Genomic DNA, 17,956 nt, shown 5'->3' on the forward strand with positions numbered 1-17,956 from the left:
GAGGGCCGCGGAAGCCGTGTGATAAACTCCGCGGCCGCTGCCATCCGGGGGGAGGCAGGAACATCCAGGACCTGGAAACGAACATGGCAACGCAGACCGCAGCACAGCAAGAACTCGCAGAACTCATCGTCACCAGCCTCAACCTGGAGACGGTGAAGCCGGCCGACATCGACCCGGAGGCGCCCCTGTTCGGCGGCGACCTGGGCCTGGACTCCATCGATGCCCTCGAGATCGCCCTCGCCGTTTCCAAGCGCTACGGCTTCCAGCTGAAGTCCGACAACCCGGACAACCGCACGATCTTCACGAGCCTGCGCTCACTGTCCGAGCATATCGAGCAGCACCGCGCGGCCGCCTGAGCCTCGCGCGTGCGCCGGGGCGGAAGGTTTCGCCCCGAACCTCAACGGCGGACGTCGTCCGCCATGCTCGTGGGCCGTAGATGCCGATGACCGAATCCGTCGACACCGCATCCTTCGTGCGTCCGCTGCGCTTCGACGCCGCGCACCCGAGCTTCGCCGGTCACTTTCCCGGCCGTCCGATCGTCGCGGGCGTCCTGCTGCTCGAGGAAGCGGCCGCCGCGCTGCGTGAATGGCGTGGCGTCGGCATCCGCCAGGTCGTCGACGCGAAATTTCTCGCACCGCTGCTGCCGGGCGAGGACGCCGAGGTCGAGCTCGTCGCCCAGGACGCCGGCCGCGTCCGCTTCACGGTGCGGCGTGCCGGCGAGACGCTCGTGCGCGGCACGTTCGAGGCCGGCTGATGAGCCACTGGAAGCAGCGCGAAGGCGGCGGCATGTTCGCCATCTGGACGATCCGCACGATCGCCCTGGTGCTCGGCCGGTCGGTCGCGCGGCTGCTGCTCTATCCGATCACCCTGTATTTCTTCCTGCGCCGCGCGCACGAGCGCGCCGCGTCGCGGCTCTACCTCTCGCGCGTGCTCGGCCGTCCCGTGACCGGACGCGACGTGTTCCGGCACATCCACATGTTCGCCGCGACGCTGCTCGACCGGATGTTCTTCCTCGCGCGTGGCGAGAAGGACTTCCGGGTCGAGGTCGAAGGCCTCGCCGAGCTCGACCGCTGCATCGACGCCGGCCGTGGCGTGCTCCTGATCGGCTCGCACCAGGGCAGTTTCGAGGCCCTGCGCGCGCTCGGCGCGCGCCGCCCCGACGTGCCGCTGCGCGTGGTGCTCGACAAGCAGAAGACGCCCGCGCTCACGACGGTGCTCGAAGCGCTCGCGCCGGACGTCGGCGCCGCGGTCATCGACGCCTCGCTGGGTGGCGCGTCCGTCGCCCTGGCGATGGCCGAGGGTGCGGCGCAGGGCGGCATGGTGGCGCTGCTGGCGGATCGCGGGCATGCGGGCGAGGCGACGCTCGATGTGCCGTTCCTCGGCAAACCGGCGCCTTTCCCGGTCGGCCCCTGGCTGCTGGCGTCCGCGCTGAAGATTCCGGTGGTGCTGTGCATGGGCATCTACCTCGGCGGCAATCGCTACCGGCTGATCTTCGAGGCCTTCTCCGATGGCATCGAGATCCCGCGCGCCCAGCGCAAGGCCGTGCTCGAAGACATCGTCGCCCGTTACGCGGCCCGCGTGGAACACTACGCACGCGTCTATCCCTTCAACTGGTTCAATTTCTATGACTTCTGGCAAGAAATGGGTCCTGCTGCTGACGAGCCTGCTGCTTCCGCTCGCCTCCCTCGCCACTCCGACGCCTGATGCCGACGACGCGAACGCGCTGATCGCCAGCCTGCACCGGCCGGCGCCGGCACGCACGCCGTTCGCCGAGGCGCGCTTCATGCGCGTGCTGGACAAGCCGTTGGTGGTTTCCGGCGAACTCGGCTGGCTGGGTGGCGACAAGCTGGAGCGTCGCGTCGAGAAGCCGGCGAAGGAGGTCTCCACGATCGCCGACGGCGAGGTGACGCAGGAGCGCGAAGGCAAGAAGCCGCGCAGCTTCTCCCTCAATCGCGCGCCGCAGCTCAAGGTGCTGCTCGACAGCTTCGTGGCGCTGCTCGCCGGCGATCCGTCGCGGTTGTCCCAGTCGTTCGACGTCACCCTTGGTCGTGACGCGGATCGCTGGGCGCTCACGCTGACGCCGCGCGACGCGCGCGTCGCCAAGCAGATCGCGCGCATCCAGGTCTATGGCAGCGGCACGGTCGCGCGCTGCATGCGAATGGACGAGGCCGATGGCGACATGTCCATCGATCTCCTCGGCGAGCTTGCCGGGAGCATGCCCGCCGCGCCGACTCGCGAAGGCCTGATCGCCCAGTGCGGCGGCGCGATGTGAGGGGGCGTCGCCTCGGCATCCTCATCGGCTGGCTCGTCGCGCTCGCGCTGCTCGGCGCGGTCGTCGCCACGCACCTGAAGGTCGGCACCGACCTGCGCAGCTTCATGCCCGCGCCGACGACGCCCGATCAGAAACTGTTGATGGACCAGGTGGGTGAGGGCCCGGGCTCGCGATTGCTGCTCGTCGCCATCGACGGCGGCGACGACGCGACCAAGGCGGCGCTCAGCCGCGGCCTCGCGTCGGCGCTGCGCAAGGACGACGGCTTCACCCAGGTCGTCAACGGCGACTTCGACCTCGGCATGCTCGACAGTTCGCTGCTGCCGTACCGGTTCCTGCTCTCCCCGACGCTCGATCACGGCGCGCTCGACGAGACGTACCTCGCGGACGAACTGCACCAACGCCTCGACGACCTCGGCTCGCCCGCCGCGACGCTGCTGAAAGGCCTGCTGCCGCGCGATCCCACGCTCGAAACGCTGAAGCTCGCGGAGCGCTGGACGCCGGCGCGCTCGCCCGAGGTTCGCGAAGGCGTGTGGTTCTCGTCGAAGGGCGAGGCGCTGCTGCTCGCGCAGACGCGTGGCGCGGGTTTCGATCCTGGCGCGCAGGAGGCCGCGATCGGCCGGCTGCGCGCCGCGTTCGCCGCGCTCCCCGGCAGCGGCGACTCCCACCTCACGATCAGCGGACCCGGCTACTTCACCGTGCTGGTGAACGCCCAGACGCGCGACCAGGCCGACTGGATCGGCCGCATCTCGACCATCGGCTTCATCGTGCTGATGCTCGTGGCCTACCGCAGCATCGGTGCGCTGCTACTCGGCGCGCTGCCGGTGGCGACCGGTGCGCTGGTCGGCATCGTGGCGCTGACGCTGAGCTTCCCGGAGGTCCACGGCATCACGCTCGCGTTCGGCTTCACGCTGCTCGGCGTGGCGCAGGAATACCCCATCCGGCTGCTGAGCCATCGCCGCGCGGGCGAATCGGCCGTCGCCGCCGTGCGCGGCCTGTGGCCCCTGCTGCTCACGGCGATCGCCTCCGCGTGCATCGCCTACCTCGCGTTCTACGCATCCGGCGTCGGCGGCCTGAAGCAGCTGGCGGTGTTCACCATCGCAGGATTGCTCGCCGCGGGCTTCAGCACCCGCTACATGCTGCCGTACGTGCTGCCGGAGCGCGCGCGCGACGTGTCCGGCATGCCGTGGCTCGCGTCGTTCCGCGACTGGCTCGACGCGTTGCCGCGACCGCGCTGGCTACCGTTGCCGATCGTCGCCGCCGTGCTGGCGATGCTGTTCTTCGCGCCGGGTCCGTTCTGGCAGAACGATCTTTCCGCGCTGACGCCGCTTCCGCGCGACCTGCTGATGAGGGACGCGCAGCTGCGCGGCGAACTCGGCGCGCCCGACGTGCGCTATCTGCTTGTCGTGCAGGCACCGGATGCCGACGGCGTGCTCCGCGCCTCGGCGGCGCTCGAGCCACGGTTGCGCGAGCAGGTCGCGGCGAAGCACCTCGACGGGTTCGAGCTGGCCTCGATCTACCTGCCCGATCTCGCGACCCAGCGCGCGCGCCAGGCGAAGCTTCCCGACCGCGCCACCCTCGACGCGAGCCTCGACGCCGCGCTCGACGGCATGCCGTTCCGCAAGGACCTGTTCGCGCCGTTCGAGGACGACGTCGAAACGGCACGCCACGCCGCGTTGCTGACGCCGGAGATGTTCGCCCGTTCGCCCCTGGGCCAGCGCATCGCGTCGATGCTCGCGCACCGCGACGGTCACTGGGTCGGTTTGTCCACGCTGAGCGGCGTGCACGACGCGTCCGCCGTGGCCGCCGCCGTCGCATCGGCCGGCGTCGACGCGCGCCTGCTCGACCTGAAGGACGCGTCGGAATCGCTGGTCGCGGCGTACCGCACGCGCATTCTCCACGCCGTGCTGGCCGCCACGGCGTTGCTCTTCCTCACGATCACGCTCGCGCTGCGCAGCGTGCGACGCGCGTGGCACGTGCTGGCGCCGATGACGCTGGCCACGTTCCTCGTGCTCGCCGTCGAGCGCATGCTCGGCATTCCGATTTCGCTGTTCCACCTCGTGGCGCTGATCCTCGCCGCCGGTCTGGGACTGCATTACGCGCTGTTCTTCGAGCGCGACACCGGCGATCCGGCGGAGCAACGGCGCACGTTGCACGCCACCGTGGTCTGCGTGATCGCGGCCCTGCTGGTGTTCGGCATGCTGGCGTGGTCCTCGATCCCCGTGTTGCGCGCCATCGGCCTCACGGTGGCGCTCGGCGTCGGCTTCCATTTCTGCCTGTCGATCCTCATGGCCCCGCATGCTCGCAAAGACTGACTTCGTCGATCTCATCCCGCATGCCGGCGACATGTGCCTGCTGGATGCGGTCGTGGCATGGGACGAGGGATCCATCCATGCGCGCAGCACGAGCCACGTGCTCGCCGCGCACCCGCTTCGTGGCGCCGGCGGCATGCACGCGGTGCACCTCGCGGAATACGGTGCGCAGGCGATGGCCGTGCATGGCGCTTTGCGTGGTCGCGACGAGGGCCGCACGGCGCCGCGTCCCGGCATGCTCGTGAGCCTGCGCGGCGTGAGGCTGGCGGTGGATCGCGTCGATACGCTGGAAGGCGCGCTCGACGTGCACGCCGAATGCCTCATCGCCGATGCCTCCGGCGCGCAGTACGCGTTCCGCATCCTTCACGAAGGCCGGGAAATCGCCTCCGGCCGCGCCGCGGTGATCCATCCCGAAGGGTGAATCGCCGGCCCGGAGGGGCTTGAAAGGTGACTGATGAGGAGCCTGACCGCCACCCTCCGGACCGACGGAGAACAGTGTGGCCGCAGGGCGTCTCATGGATCGCGACAGGCTCGGCTCGCGCTGGCGGCACCACGGCTTCCGACGTTTCTCAGTCGCCATATCGATACACCTTCGGAATCGATCGCTGAAAGGCGGGTGCCTGACGCCGCCTCAGTGCGGATGACGAAGTGAATACAACGTCCGTTCATCGTCCCGCGACGACACTCCGCGCCTTTTCTGCACGGAGCGCAGAAGCATGGAAAGCCGTCGATGAACCAGGAGAAGCGAGATGCCGTCCAGCCGACCGGACCGGACGAACACTGGGTGGCCAGCATGCGGGCCTGGCAGGCCATGAGGTCCCCCTGGGCAAAGGAGCGCCCGGCTTTCGTGCGCTGCTATGTCTGCCACCCCTAGAACGACGAGGTCGATCCGGAAGATGGCTTGAGGCCGTCGCAACTGCGGCCGATCCATAAATGCACCTACGTCGATCCGGGGCAGGAACAGTACCTGCGCGCCACGGCCGAGCAGCTGCGCGAGAAGAAGGATGAGGACATCCACGAGTGGCCGGAGCCCGGGTACGACTTCGCGACCGGGTTGCGACGCAAGCCGATGTCGTCGACGACATTCGACCTAAGCAGAAAAACTCTTGAGGAGTCGACCGAGGACGATGAGATGAGAGGACGGAGTATGGCGATGGCCGCCGCACTGGCGGTCGGCGTGTCGATGCCTGCGGCGGCGATTCACGTCGAAATGAGCCCGGGGTTCGCCGCAACAGTACCGCGCAATGAGGCCGTCGCCGATCCAGTATGGCCGGATAACGGCGTCGCCCAGCGGGAGCTGGGCGACGGAACGAACTGGCTGGAGGATCTTTTCGTCGAGCACGTGGGCGACGAGTGGACCGCGTGGGCTGTCATGCGCCCGCCGAACGGTCAAACAGTGGGTAAGGCGATTGACTTCTTTTCGGGCAAGGTTCTGGACGTAACCGGAGACTTCGACAGCCAGTATGTCGAGTCCTTCGTGGATTCAGAGGGGGTCGAACACAAGCAGACGCTCGATCGAGTGTTTCACTTCAAGGATCCTCGGCCGGGTGGTCGTGTCCTAGGTGTCGATTTCGGTGCCTCTGAGCTCACGGTACCGCGCGGGAAAAAGCCCTCGATCGACCTGACGACCTACCGGCGAGAAAGCGAAGGTGGAACGGTTGCATGGAGCAAGGTGCCGATGTATCGCTGCGTGTCGTGTCCCCTCGGTTGTTGGGATGCCTTCTTCGGTACTGCTCTTGACCTCCGCGACGGCACGATGCTTGTCACCGGCGGCAGGTACGTCTTTCGGCTGCGCGCAGACGATTTCAGCCCGGTCGGCAAGGCGCCTGGGTTGCATGTCTTTGACGAAGCTGAGGTTCAGCGCGCCATCGAGGATGCAAAGGCGCGACAAGTGAACGATGTATTCGGCGATGTACTGAAGGCTTTGCATCTGGATTGATGCGTCTCGACCCAATTGAAGGAATGTGCGCGTGGTTGATCGTGAATCACTGAACGAGAGGGAGCTCAAGGCCATTGCGTATTTCGCGGTGGGTGTGGCCTCGGAGGGCACCGATCACGAAAAGGATGTTTCGGCGAAGCTCTCGTTCGCAGGACGCATCGTGAATGGCCTCATGCAGCCGGCGGCCAAGAGTGGGATATCCATCGGCACCCTGCAGAAAGACCTCGGGCAAGATGGACAGGTGACGGCCAAGGCGATGGTTGCGGCGTATCAGGCGTGGGCCGAACGATCGGCGAAGTGGCCAGCACTCAGTGATGCGGATGTCGTCGTGTCCGTCGATGATCTCTCCCGGGAAGGTGAGGTCATCAGGGAGCAAGGAGGCAGAAACCTTGATCCGTCGCTCCGAGCGCAACTGGATGCGTACCTTGCTTCGAAAGACGGTCGCGACTTTGTCCACGCGCGGGACATTGCTCAGACCGAGCTCCTTTACAAGCGCGCTCTGGTGAAAATGGCCGAATCGGCGGTATTCAAGAATGCCGACCTCAATGAAAAGATCATTCTCGCAACCGTTGTGGCGAAAGCCTATAACCAGAACCCGAGCGCGGGCAAAGCGCTCTTCCAGGCAATGATCGCCGGGCCTTCCGGGGCGAGCACGCTCGCTAATGTCGACGACGTCTTGGCATACGCCAAAGCGCATCACAGGAAATATCTCGCCTCTGGCCGCGACCACGCTCTCAAAGGCGCTGAAGTCCTCACCCGCCTGCACCATAGCGACGCGAACAGCCCGATCGGGCTTGCGTGGCGCGAAGTGCTCATCGACCCGCTGGTTCGCCCTACCGAGATCGGCACGGACGCCGCCCGCCCGGATCTCGCCGCGCACTACACGCTGATCAAGAACCTCTTTCACGCGCCGGGCAAGGCCAAGGCCTTTCTCGATGCACTCGAGCAGGGTCGCCCGCATCACGAAGCGCGGGCCGTGGGCTCCGGGTTCTACACCGACGGCACGCAGATCGTGCAGTGGAACGCCGACGGGAAAGGCGTGACCTTCATCGACGGAAGGTGGGCGACGGTGTCGCGGGACGATCTCGTGATCGGCCGGCCGATGGACGGCCGCATCGAGGTGGCGTTGCGGATCGACGGAGAGCTCCGTCCGTTGCTGCAGGTAGCGGCGTCGTCGCCCGACGTGGCGCGCTCCCTGCGCCCAGGCGCGCGTGGCGACGACGTCCGGCAATTTCAGGAGGAGCTATCGCGGCTCGGCTATACCGACGCGCGCGGTCGTCCACTGCATGCCGACGGCCACTACGGCCCGGGGACGCAGGCCGCGGTGCTGGCGTTCCAGCGTGAGCACGGGCTCGCCGCCGACGGCATCTGCGGCAAGACCACCCGGGCAGGCGTGCGGCAGGCGCTCGTCGCGGGCGAGGGCGCGATCGGCGTCGCGGAGGCGGCGTATCGCCAGCCGACCGAAGCCATGGCGACGTACAGGGCGCTCGGACCGACACCAACGCCGGCCGATGCCTCGCTCACACCCGCCGCGCAGCCAGTCGCGCGCGAGCGGGGTCCGGATGCTCCGCCTGTGGACGCCACGCCCACGACGGACGCGTTGGGTACCCCCGATGCCGACGGGCGGCCTCTGGCAATGCACGAGGAACTCGCGACGGCGGTATCTCCCTCGGCCGTCGCGCAAGATGGCCCCATGCGGCACAACCGCGGGCCGGCCCAGGTCGCGACGGCTTCGCCCGCGCCGTCCGACCCACGCCACGCGGACCATCCCCAAAACGGTCTCTACGAACTGCTGAAAACGCAGCTTCCGGATGCCTCCGAGAATCGGCTGTTGCAGACGGCGGCGGCCTGCCACCGCAGCCGTATCACGGCGGAGAATCTCTCGATGGTGCACATCAACGAAGAGACGATGACGCTGCATGTCTTCGGTCACGGGCCGATGACCCTGCCGGCTCGCGTGGACCTCAACCATCCGTCGCCCGCCCCGGAACAGAGCGTCGAGCGGATGGCGCAGTTCGACCTTCAGCAGGCGCAGGTGCTGGCGGAGATTCAGGCGCAGCTGGCGCAGATGTCCCGGGGCTTATCGCGCTGAGGCCGAGCGTCGTCCCGCTTTAAAAGAGAGCGACGCGTTCGCTCTCTGCGTCGGCCATGTGCCCATACCCTTCGCGCACGGAAGGATGATCCACCGCGGCACGTTCGACGATCGTCGCCGCCAGCGCGCGCATCATGCCCACGTTGCGTCGCAGGCGCGCGACCAGCGCCTCGTCGTCGAGGCGGTCGTGGAGCGTGCCGTTCATGTCGGCGAACCAGGCCAGGTCGCGCTGGTCGAGCATCGCGCGCGGGTTGCGTCGTTCCGACACCTCGTGCCAGCGCTGGAAGAACGCCTGCATCGTCGTGTTGAGCTCGGTGGCCTCCGCGAACTCCGGCCCCATGCGCGCGATGAAATCCGAGTCGCCGAGGCGGCCCTGGAACACGATCTGGCAGAGGACGCCCCAGTAATAGGCGTAATCCCAGATCACCTTGACCGGAAGCACCTCGGGATCGCCGAACAGGTTGTACTGCCCGCGGTACATGCGCAGCGTGCCTTCGTAGAACGAGAAGAACAGCCGTTCGTAGTGGCGCGCGTGGGGCGCGAGTTTCTCGCCACGGCGATCGAGTCCGACCAGCAGCGTGATGTACGTGTTCGCGATCGCGATGAAGTCGCTGCCGGGCGAATAGAAGGGGTCGAGGAACGCACCCGCTTCGCCCGTGAGCGCCCAGCGGTCCGGCGAGAACATCCGCGAGCAGCCGTACGAGAAGTGGCGGAAGAAGGCGAAGTCGAGCAGCTTCCCGCGCCGCGATTCGACGTGCCGCGCGACCAGCGGCTGATGTTCGCGCAGCCATTCCAGCGCGAGGTCGAACGTCTTCATGCCTTCGAGCGGATGCATCGCGGCGTCCGCGACGATGCCAACCGAATGCGCGCCCGAAGCCAGGGGAATCAGCCATACCCAATAGCCCGGGCCGACGAGATGGTTCGTGGAGCGCCAGCGTTCGGGCGGATGGCAACGGTCCTTCCATTCGGCGTCGTCGCACCAGTCGTCGATCGCGAGGCGGTCGTCGATGCGGAACCACACGGCGTTCGCGTGGTGACCGTTGTCGCGGGTGAGGTCGAGCTTGCGTCGCATCAGCCCTGCGCGGCCCGAGGCATCGAGCAGCCAGCGGGCGCGAAGCACGTCGTCGCCCTCGGCGGTCGACACGCGGATCGTATGGTCGGACTCGCCCGGTCCCACGTCGAAGCCGCGCACGGTCACGCCTTCGCGGAAGTCGATCCCGCGACGCCGGGCTTCCTCGCCGAGGAAGTTCTCGAGGATGCCGCGGTCGATCTGGTAACTGGGCGTGGGAAGCACCGCGCTGACGCCGAGTTCGGTGATGTCGGCGATGTCGTCGAGGCCTTCGGAGAAGAAGAATCGGAAGCCGAACTTGCGGATGTGCCGGGTCTCGAGATGGTCGCGCAGGCCGATCACGTCGGCGAAGTAATGCGCGGCGATCTCGACGGTCGACTCGCCGACCTTGTGCGCGGCCTCGGGCAGGGGACGGCCCTGGCGTTCGAGCACGACGATATCCATGTCCGGATACGCGCCCTTGAGCTGCATCGCGAGGGAGAGCCCCGCGAGTCCACCGCCAAGTACCACCGCGTCGTGCGTCTTCCCATCCATTCGATGCAACCCCTGCTGCGATTGGTCCGGATCAGTGGCCGTTGCGGCCGCCACCGATGATCGTCGGCGCGCCGAGCGAACGGCGGTAACTGCCCACCACGCTCCCGTAATGAAAAATGCGGCCGATCGTGTAGAGGGTGATGCGCGACACGTCGCGCACCGGCTTGAAGTGGCTCATGCGGAAGTCGCCCTGGTAGCGCGAGGCGATCGGCACGGAAACGACGCCGATGCCGCGCTCGCGGCAGGCGGTGATCAGGACGGCGGCCTCGAAGACGAAATGCTCCGCGGGCACGTCGACGAGATCGAGCACCGCGCGTGGATAGAAACGCTGGCCGCTCTGCGTGTCCGCGACGGGGCGCCCGCATGCCCACGAGATGCCCCAGTCGGCGACCGCGTTCGCGCGGCGCCGCCCGTTGGGCTGCTGCTCGCGTTCCAGCAGCCGGGCGCCGATGACGATGCTGCCGGGATGCCGCTCGGCCGCGGCGAGGATGGCGGGTATGTCGGAAGCGAGGTGCTGGCCGTCGCCGTCCATGGTGACCACGCCGTCGTAGCCCTGGCGGATGACCTCGCGAAAGCCCGTGCGCAGCGCTTCGCCCTTGCCTCGCCGCGTGTCGTGGCGAAGCAGCGTCACGGGAAGAGAGCGCACGATCGCCGGCGTGCCATCGTCCGATCCGTCGTCCACCACGATGACCGGAAGGCCGAGCGCCACCGCCTCGCCGACCACGCGCCCGATGGCCCGTTCCTCGTTGAGGCAGGGAATCAGGATGCAGTAGCGAGGGGTCGCGGCGCTCATCCTGCGACTCCGACGTCGATGTGCAGATCGAGGCCTTGGGCGGCCGCGACGCGGAGCGCCGTCGGGCGCGTCAACGCCAGCGCCCGCATCAACGGTATCGCGCGAGCCGACGGGTTGCTGGCGGCGATGCCGTCCAGCCATGCGTCGCCCAGCGGTTCGCTGCCGCTGTTCCCGGGCTCGGGGGTGATGTCGAGCCGGACGGCCGCGCCATCGGCGCGGGGCGACAGCACGAGCGCCACGGCGAACGGGCCGGTGGTCGTGGTCATCTCGCCGAGCGGTCCGCTGCCCGCGATGTCGTAGCTGGCCAGAAGCACGTCGCGATCGTCGGCGACCGCCAGCGTCGCCGCTTCCAGCAAGCCCGCGCCGAAGGCGTACTCGCCACCGGAGACGGCGCTCGAACTCGCATGGCAGTGCGTGGCGATCGTCCAGTAACCGGCGGGCGCGTTGTGCACCGAGTTGTGGAATTTCGTGGGCGAGAGCTCGGCCGGCGCGGTGGCCAGCGTCTGGCACATGTAGTCGGTGATCACCTGGTCGCCGTGCGCGGACGCAAAGACGCACGGCAGCGTGTCGGCCTCGCGGCCGCTCATGCGGACGGCCTGACCGGCGGCGGCCGCCGCCAGCAGCACGCTTTCCGGCGCGCGACGGCGCTCGTTGGGCGGCAGCACGTCCGCGGCGGGCCGTGCCGTTTCGCCGGGCGTCGCGGCACCGCTCACGATCTCGCGGAAGGCGTGCCAATCGCCGGCGCCGGGCGCCCATAGGCCGATGCCGCCGACCCAGACGGAGAGTGCCGCGCTCATGCGAGATACCCCGCGCGGGCGAAGGCGAGGCAGGCGTTGTTGCCGCCGAAGCCGAACGAGTTGCTCAGGGCGATGCGGATGTCGCGCTCCTCGCGCGTCCATGCCATCTGCGGCCCGCAGAGTGGATCGGGCGCGTCGGCGCCGAGGTTGCCCGGCACGCTGCCGTCGCGCATCGCGAGCAGGGTGATCGCCGTCTCCAGGATGCCGGCGGCGCCGAGCGTGTGCCCGGTGAAGCCCTTGGTCGAGCTCGCCCGCGTGGACGCCGGGAACGCGCGGGCGACCAGGGCCGCCTCCACCTCGTCGTTCTTCTGGCTCGCCGTGCCGTGCAGATTGATGTAGTCGACGTCGCCCGGCTCGATGCCCGCGCGCGCCAGCGCGTCGCGGAGGGCGAGCTCGGCGCCGAGGCCTTCGGGATGCGGCGTCGACATGTGGTGCGCGTCGCTCGCCTCGCCGTAGCCGATCAGCAGCGGCGCATCGTCGTCGTCGCCGGCGACGCGCTCGAGCAGCGCGAAACCGGCGGCCTCGCCGATGGAGATGCCGCTGCGCCGCGCGTCGAAGGGACGGCACGGTTCGGGCGACACGAGCTCCAGCGCGTTGAAGCCGAAGAGCACGCTGTCGCAGAGGGTGTCGGTGCCGCCGACCACGGCGGCGTCGATGAGGCCGAGGCGGATCATGCGCTCGGCGTTGGCGAAGACCTTCGCGCTCGACGAACAGGCGGTGGCCACCGTGAGGCAGGGGCCGTCCAGATCGAACGCGGCGGCGACGAAACCCGCCAGCGAATGCGGCGTGTGGATCACCGCCCGGTGCAGGTCGGCCGGCATCCGGCCGTCCTCGAGGCGGCGGTAGCCTTCCTCGGTGGAGCCGATGCTCGCGGTGGACGTACCGAGCAGCACCGCCACGCGTGCCGAACCGTAGCGTTCGCGCGCGGCGTGGACCGCGTCGGCGAAGCCGTCCTGCTGAAGAGCCAGCCAGGCGAGGCGGTTGTTGCGGCATTCCCACTCGGCGAAGCGGGCGGGCAGCGGTTCGTCCTCGACCCCGGCGATGCGGCCGATCCAGCACGCGAGCGGGGCGACGCTGAAGTCGTTCGGGGCGAGGCCACCGCGCGAGGCGGCGAGGGCGTCGGCGTGGGCGTCGAGGCCCCGGCCGAGGGCGGATGTGGCGGTGTATGCGCGGATGGCGAGAGGAGGCATGGGATGGGGCATGCCGCGAGCCTATCCTTTTTGCTCCGTAGCGTCGCGTGAACGCAAATCGTCGTTCAGCGATTGCACCCCGGAGCGACAGTACGCAGACTGCGCGTCTTCCCGCGGACCCGAGCGATGTCCGGTATCCAGGCACCGAAAATCCTGCGCCGAGGCGTATGGCGATACCTCAGCGACCGCGACATCCTCGTGGCGGCGTTCGTCACCGCGATCGCGTTCGCCGCCACGGCCGGACTGCTCTACGTGGCCCATGTCGCCCGGGTGGTGTGGCTGGCCACGCGTAGCCCGGCGAGCGCGCCGTCACGCCGCACGTTGCTGGTGTTCGGCCGCCGTCTGGTGGACGACCGGCCCGAGGCCGATTTTCGCCAGCGTCTGGCACGCGCGCGGGACGATGCGCTGGCGGGTCTCGCCTCGCGGGTCTATCTCCTCGGCGGTTTCAGCGGCGGGTCGGTAAGCGAGGCCGAGGCGGGGCGGCGCTGGCTGCTGGGCGAAGGCTGGCCGCGGGCGGTGCCGCTGGCGCTGGAACAGATGTCGATCGACTCGCTGGAGAACCTGCGCCATGCGCGCGTGCTGCTGCGCGAGCGCGACGACGACCCGTTGCCGCCGGTGTGGCTCGTGACCAGCCGCTACCACCTGGCGCGATGCCTGTACCTGGCCCGGCGGCTGGGTTTCGACGCCGGGCCGGTCGCCGCCGAACCGCATGTTCCGTGGACCCCGCGCTACGCGATCCGTCTCGCGATGGAGGCCGGGTATCTGATGTGGATCGACACGGGCATGCGCTGGGCCGCGCTCACGGGGAACCATCGGATGGCGGCGCGCATCACCTGACCGTGGCGGCTTGCCGCAGCGGTGCCGCCGCGTCCACTTGCTAAGCTCCCCGCCAGTTCCCTCACGAAGCGGCGCCGCCCATGTCCGACCAAGCCGATCTCGCCGAAGCCTACCTGCGCGGACTCCAGGACCGGATCTGCGCCGCCATCGAGTCCATCGACGGCAAGGCACGGTTCGAGGAAGACGCGTGGACCCGTCCCGCAGGTGGTGGCGGACGCACCCGCGTGCTTCGCGACGGCGGCATCTTCGAGCAAGCCGGCGTCAATTTCTCGCGGGTGTCGGGATCGCCGTTGCCGCCGAGCGCCACGGCGCACCGGCCCGATCTCGTCGGCGGCAGCTTCGTGGCCACCGGCGTCTCGCTGGTGCTGCATCCGCGCAACCCTTACATCCCGACCACGCACGCCAACGTGCGCTACTTCGAAGCCTCAAAGGAAGGCGTGGAGCCGGTCTGGTGGTTCGGCGGCGGTTTCGACCTGACCCCGTACTACCCGTTCGACGAGGACGTGCGCCACTGGCACCGTGTGGCGAGGGACCTCTGCGAGCCTTACGGCGACGACGTCTACGACCGCTACAAGCGCTGGTGCGACGAGTACTTCTACCTGAAGCACCGTGGCGAGACGCGCGGCGTGGGCGGGCTGTTCTACGACGACGTCAACGAGGGCGGCTTCGACCGCTGCCTCGACTTCACCCGCGACGTCGGCGACGGATTCCTCGAGGCCTACCTGCCGATCGTCGAGCGTCGCCGCGACATGCGCTACGGCGAACGCGAGCGGGAGTTCCAGCTGTACCGCCGCGGCCGCTACGTGGAGTTCAACCTCGTCTACGACCGCGGCACCCTCTTCGGGCTGCAGTCCGGCGGACGCACGGAGTCGATCCTGATGAGCCTGCCGCCCCGCGTGCGCTTCGAATACGCCTATACCCCGGAACCGGACAGCCCCGAGGCGAAGCTGTCCGAATACCTCAAGCCGCGCGAGTGGCTGTGAGGCGAAACGCCGATCAGGGCGAGGCGCCCGAGAACTTCTTCGCGGTCGCGCCATCGATGCGGCCGACGGTGGCCGAGTCGCTGACGTAGAGCTCGACCTCGCGTTCGAACCGGAGCGTGCCCTGCACGACGGCATGCGGACCGATCACCACCCTGGGCACGCGGCTGTTGCCGTTGAACCAGCTCATGCTCGGCTTCTTGACGACGATGCCGCCATCGATCCGCGCGCCCTCGCCGATGGTGATGTCCGAGTTGGTCGTCTCGATCCCGCCGCCGACGTGCGCCCCCTCGACGGTGATGTCACCGTTGACGTTCGACAGCTGGCCCTTTACGTCGGCCCCCTTCTCCAGCTTCAGACGGCCGTTGACGGTTTCCACCGTGCCCGAGACCTGGGCCTTCTCGTGCAGCGTCACCGCGCCGTTGACCGTCTCCGCCTTGGTGGCCGACGCGCCTTCGCCCAGCTCCACGGCGCCGTTCACGGTGCTGGCTTCCTTCACGATGGCACGGTCGCCGATACGGACGGAGCCGTTCACCGAACTGACGTCCCCGGCCCGCTGTCCGGCCTCGACCGAGGCGGTGCCGTTGACCTTGCTGACATCGCCATCGTCCGCGAAGGCGGCGCCGGAGACGGACAGGGCGATGAGGATCGAGAGAAGCGTGCGGCGCATGGGTCGGACTCCACGGGTGACTGAGCCCCTAGGATGCACCCCTCCGGCGCAAGGTTTAGCGTGACTGACGGCAGGGGGCCAGGCCGGAGGCAGCCAAGTTGACGCGACCGACCCCTCGCCCCACCATGGCTTTTTCCCTCGTATCGAAACGAACGCCATGTACAAGCTCGTCATGATTCGCCACGGCCAGTCGGCCTGGAACCTCGAAAACCGCTTCAGCGGCTGGGCCGACGTCGACCTCAGCGAGCAGGGTATCGCCGAAGCCCGCGAGGCCGGCCGTCTCCTGAAGGAAGCCGGCTTTACCTTCGACCTGGCCCACACGTCGTACCTGAAGCGCGCCGTGCGCACGCTGTGGCACGTGCAGGACGAGATGGACCTGATGTGGGTGCCAGTGGTGACCGACTGGCGCCTCAACGAGCGTCACTACGGCGCACTGACCGGCCTCAACAAGGCCGAGACGGCCGCGAAGTACGGCAACGAGCAGGTGCACATCTGGCGTCGCAGCTACGACACGCCGCCGCCGGCGCTCGAGGCCGGCGCGAAGTCGTTCGCGGACGACGCGCGCTACGAGGGCATCGACGTGCCGCTGACCGAGTGCCTCAAGGACACCGTGGCCCGTGTGCTCCCATACTGGCACGAGGTGCTGGCGCCGGCGATCCGGTCGGGCAAGAACGTCGTCATGGCGGCCCACGGCAATTCCATGCGCGCGCTGGTGAAGTTCTTCGACGACATCTCCGACGACGACATCGCCGACCTCAACATCCCCAACGGCATCCCGCTCGTCTATGAATTCGACGCCGGGCTGAAGCCGGTGAAGCACTACTACCTGGGCGACCAGGCGGAAATCGAGGCGAAGATGGCCGCCGTGGCCAACCAGGGCAAGGCGAAGTAATCGCAGGGCGGGGTGACATCCGTCATCCCCGATGCCTCACAACCGCCCCTCGTACCGAAGGGCGGTTCGCGCGAATCTGGCACCACACCGTCCACGAGGCCATCGCCATGCTCGCCCCATCCGCCCTCCCGCTGCTCGTCGCCCCGCTCATGGCCTTCGCCGTCTACCGCCGCGTCCGCGGCAGCTTCGGGCGGCAGCCGATCCGGACGACGCGGATGAAGGTCCGCATCGGGATCTTCGCCGTGGTGATCGCCCTGGCGATGCTCTCGGGCCTGCAGGACATCCGTCTGGCCGAGGGCGTTCTCGGGGGTGCCCTCACGGGCGCGGCGCTCGCCACCTTCGTCGGCCTGCGCCTGACGCGCTTCGAGGCGGGCGCCGGCGGCACCGACTTCTATATCCCGAACCCCTGGATGGGCGGCGCGCTGACCGCGCTGCTGGTGGGGCGGCTCGCCTGGCGCTTCCTGATGTTCGCTCCCGCGCTGGCCGGCGGCACGGTCGCCGCGGCGCATGGCCCGGCCCCCGGCAACAGCCCGCTGACGATGACCGTGATCGGCCTCACGCTGGGGTATTACCTCGCCTATTACGCGGGCATCCTCGTCCACCATCGCCGCTTCCTGCGCTCCCGGGCGCAGCCGGCCTGACCGGAGCGACGGCGTCCGTCAGAGGGCGTCGTTGTCCAGTTCGCCCGTACGGATGCGCACCACCTGCTCCAGCGGGCTGACGAAGATCTTGCCGTCGCCGATCTTGCCCGTACGGGCCGCCTGCTGGATTGCTTCGACGACGCGCTCGATCTGATCGTCGGCCACGGCGACCTCGAGCTTGATCTTGGGCAGGAAGTCGACCACGTACTCGGCGCCGCGATAGAGCTCCGTGTGGCCCTTCTGGCGGCCGAAGCCCTTCACCTCGGTCACTGTCACCCCCTGGACGCCCACATCGGCAAGGGCCTCGCGGACGTCGTCCAGCTTGAAGGGCTTGATGATGGCGACGACCAGCTTCATGTAGACCTCCTCGGGGACGCGCCGGTTGCCGGCGCGCGGACGAGCATTGTGCCATTCGGCCGCGGGATCGTGTCCATACGGTGGTCTGTAGGAAAACCCCTACAACACGTGTAGGCAACGACCTATAGCGCCTACAATCCCATCACTCTAAATTCATTCCACGACATCGAGGTGCGCAAGATGGATGTGCAGGGTATCGATCAACTCGCACAGCGATTGGCATCGTTGGTTCCGCCAGGGTTGGCGCAAGCGCGTGAGGATATGCATGCCAACTTCAAAGATATTCTGGCGCAGGGACTACGCCGCCTCGATCTCGTAACCCGCGAAGAATTCGATGTACAGAGTCAGGTCCTGGCGCGCACGCGCGACCGGCTCGAGCAGTTGGAAAAGCGCCTCGCCGATCTCGAAATCAGCGCGGCGCACCGCGGCCAGTAAGGACGGCTGCACAGCCCGGGACCGCCCCCGATCCGTCACCCTCACCCCGAGAGCGGTCGGGGGCGGTTATTTTCCCAGCGACCGCAAGGGAGTGCGTATGCGGAACGGAGCCCGCGAACACCTCGTCGGCGCCCTTTGGCGCCCGATCC

At 68.3% G+C, this 17,956-nt stretch carries 19 protein-coding genes; 13 read left to right on the forward strand and 6 right to left on the reverse strand.

From position 1 onward, the window contains the following. Nucleotides 1–83: 83 nt before the first annotated feature. From J2X58_RS15845 to J2X58_RS15880, 8 genes are all read left to right on the forward strand, one after another. Entirely contained in the window at nucleotides 84–356 is a 273-nt protein-coding gene (locus tag J2X58_RS15845) for a phosphopantetheine-binding protein (RefSeq protein ID WP_090057743.1), read from the forward strand. A gap of 86 nt (nucleotides 357–442) precedes the next feature. After that, nucleotides 443–754, forward strand: coding sequence for a hydroxymyristoyl-ACP dehydratase (locus tag J2X58_RS15850; RefSeq protein ID WP_090057867.1), 312 nt, complete (start codon nucleotides 443–445; stop codon nucleotides 752–754). Beyond that, nucleotides 754–1,704 carry an acyltransferase gene (locus tag J2X58_RS15855; protein WP_090057741.1) on the forward strand — a complete coding sequence of 317 codons (951 nt, stop codon included), beginning with the start codon at nucleotides 754–756 and terminating at the stop codon, nucleotides 1,702–1,704. The genes J2X58_RS15850 and J2X58_RS15855 overlap by 1 nt, the downstream gene beginning before the upstream one ends. Continuing rightward, entirely contained in the window at nucleotides 1,625–2,272 is a 648-nt protein-coding gene (locus J2X58_RS15860) for a LolA-related protein (RefSeq protein ID WP_090179930.1), read from the forward strand. The genes J2X58_RS15855 and J2X58_RS15860 overlap by 80 nt, the downstream gene beginning before the upstream one ends. Beyond that, nucleotides 2,269–4,584, forward strand: coding sequence for an MMPL family transporter (locus J2X58_RS15865; protein WP_310049261.1), 2,316 nt, complete (start codon nucleotides 2,269–2,271; stop codon nucleotides 4,582–4,584). Before J2X58_RS15860 ends, J2X58_RS15865 begins: the two co-directional genes overlap by 4 nt. Continuing rightward, nucleotides 4,568–5,002, forward strand: coding sequence for a phosphotransferase (locus tag J2X58_RS15870; RefSeq protein ID WP_310049263.1), 435 nt, complete (start codon nucleotides 4,568–4,570; stop codon nucleotides 5,000–5,002). The genes J2X58_RS15865 and J2X58_RS15870 overlap by 17 nt, the downstream gene beginning before the upstream one ends. A gap of 480 nt (nucleotides 5,003–5,482) precedes the next feature. Next, complete coding sequence (locus tag J2X58_RS15875; RefSeq protein WP_310049266.1) at nucleotides 5,483–6,520, forward strand: hypothetical protein; 1,038 nt, start codon at nucleotides 5,483–5,485, stop codon at nucleotides 6,518–6,520. Nucleotides 6,521–6,551: 31 nt separating this feature from the next. Beyond that, complete coding sequence (locus tag J2X58_RS15880) at nucleotides 6,552–8,612, forward strand: peptidoglycan-binding protein (protein ID WP_310049270.1); 2,061 nt, start codon at nucleotides 6,552–6,554, stop codon at nucleotides 8,610–8,612. A 19-nt stretch (nucleotides 8,613–8,631) separates the two neighbouring features. On the opposite strand, the gene J2X58_RS15885 is transcribed toward J2X58_RS15880, so the two are convergent. The 4 genes from J2X58_RS15885 to J2X58_RS15900 are packed head-to-tail and all read right to left on the reverse strand — an operon-like array spanning nucleotide 8,632 to nucleotide 12,995. Next, on the reverse strand, nucleotides 8,632–10,215 hold the full coding sequence (locus J2X58_RS15885; RefSeq protein WP_310049273.1) for a tryptophan 7-halogenase: 1,584 nt from the start codon (nucleotides 10,213–10,215) through the stop codon (nucleotides 8,632–8,634). A 31-nt stretch (nucleotides 10,216–10,246) separates the two neighbouring features. Next, the gene (locus J2X58_RS15890) at nucleotides 10,247–11,008 is read right to left on the reverse strand and encodes a glycosyltransferase family 2 protein (protein ID WP_090057729.1); all 762 of its coding nucleotides are present in this window, start codon (nucleotides 11,006–11,008) and stop codon (nucleotides 10,247–10,249) included. Then, nucleotides 11,005–11,805, reverse strand: a complete 801-nt coding sequence (locus J2X58_RS15895) for a beta-ketoacyl synthase chain length factor (RefSeq protein ID WP_310049276.1) — start codon at nucleotides 11,803–11,805, stop codon at nucleotides 11,005–11,007. Before J2X58_RS15895 ends, J2X58_RS15890 begins: the two co-directional genes overlap by 4 nt. Continuing rightward, complete coding sequence (locus J2X58_RS15900; protein ID WP_310049815.1) at nucleotides 11,802–12,995, reverse strand: beta-ketoacyl-[acyl-carrier-protein] synthase family protein; 1,194 nt, start codon at nucleotides 12,993–12,995, stop codon at nucleotides 11,802–11,804. Before J2X58_RS15900 ends, J2X58_RS15895 begins: the two co-directional genes overlap by 4 nt. 126 nt (nucleotides 12,996–13,121) lie before the next feature. Here J2X58_RS15900 and J2X58_RS15905 point away from each other — a divergent pair, with 126 nt between their 5' ends. Both J2X58_RS15905 and hemF read left to right on the forward strand, forming a co-directional pair. Next, on the forward strand, nucleotides 13,122–13,832 hold the full coding sequence (locus J2X58_RS15905) for a YdcF family protein (protein ID WP_310049280.1): 711 nt from the start codon (nucleotides 13,122–13,124) through the stop codon (nucleotides 13,830–13,832). Between the two features lie 80 nt (nucleotides 13,833–13,912). Next, on the forward strand, nucleotides 13,913–14,815 hold the full coding sequence (gene hemF, locus J2X58_RS15910; protein ID WP_090057721.1) for an oxygen-dependent coproporphyrinogen oxidase: 903 nt from the start codon (nucleotides 13,913–13,915) through the stop codon (nucleotides 14,813–14,815). A gap of 13 nt (nucleotides 14,816–14,828) precedes the next feature. Here hemF and J2X58_RS15915 read toward each other — a convergent pair whose 3' ends face one another. Next, the gene (locus J2X58_RS15915) at nucleotides 14,829–15,482 is read right to left on the reverse strand and encodes a hypothetical protein (protein ID WP_310049283.1); all 654 of its coding nucleotides are present in this window, start codon (nucleotides 15,480–15,482) and stop codon (nucleotides 14,829–14,831) included. A gap of 157 nt (nucleotides 15,483–15,639) precedes the next feature. On the opposite strand from J2X58_RS15915, the gene gpmA reads away from it, so the two are divergent. Then, on the forward strand, nucleotides 15,640–16,374 hold the full coding sequence (gpmA, locus tag J2X58_RS15920; protein ID WP_310049284.1) for a 2,3-diphosphoglycerate-dependent phosphoglycerate mutase: 735 nt from the start codon (nucleotides 15,640–15,642) through the stop codon (nucleotides 16,372–16,374). A 107-nt stretch (nucleotides 16,375–16,481) separates the two neighbouring features. Next, on the forward strand, nucleotides 16,482–17,015 hold the full coding sequence (locus J2X58_RS15925; protein ID WP_310049286.1) for a DUF1453 domain-containing protein: 534 nt from the start codon (nucleotides 16,482–16,484) through the stop codon (nucleotides 17,013–17,015). An 18-nt stretch (nucleotides 17,016–17,033) separates the two neighbouring features. Here the strand turns inward: J2X58_RS15925 and glnK are convergent, their stop codons facing one another. Further along, complete coding sequence (gene glnK, locus J2X58_RS15930; RefSeq protein WP_089981492.1) at nucleotides 17,034–17,372, reverse strand: P-II family nitrogen regulator; 339 nt, start codon at nucleotides 17,370–17,372, stop codon at nucleotides 17,034–17,036. Between the two features lie 180 nt (nucleotides 17,373–17,552). Between glnK and J2X58_RS15935 the strand changes: the two genes are divergently transcribed. Beyond that, nucleotides 17,553–17,807 carry an accessory factor UbiK family protein gene (locus J2X58_RS15935; RefSeq protein ID WP_090057710.1) on the forward strand — a complete coding sequence of 85 codons (255 nt, stop codon included), beginning with the start codon at nucleotides 17,553–17,555 and terminating at the stop codon, nucleotides 17,805–17,807. Nucleotides 17,808–17,956 lie beyond the last annotated feature (149 nt).

Source organism: Luteibacter sp. 3190, from assembly GCF_031456385.1.
Taxonomy (GTDB): Bacteria; Pseudomonadota; Gammaproteobacteria; order Xanthomonadales; family Rhodanobacteraceae; genus Luteibacter.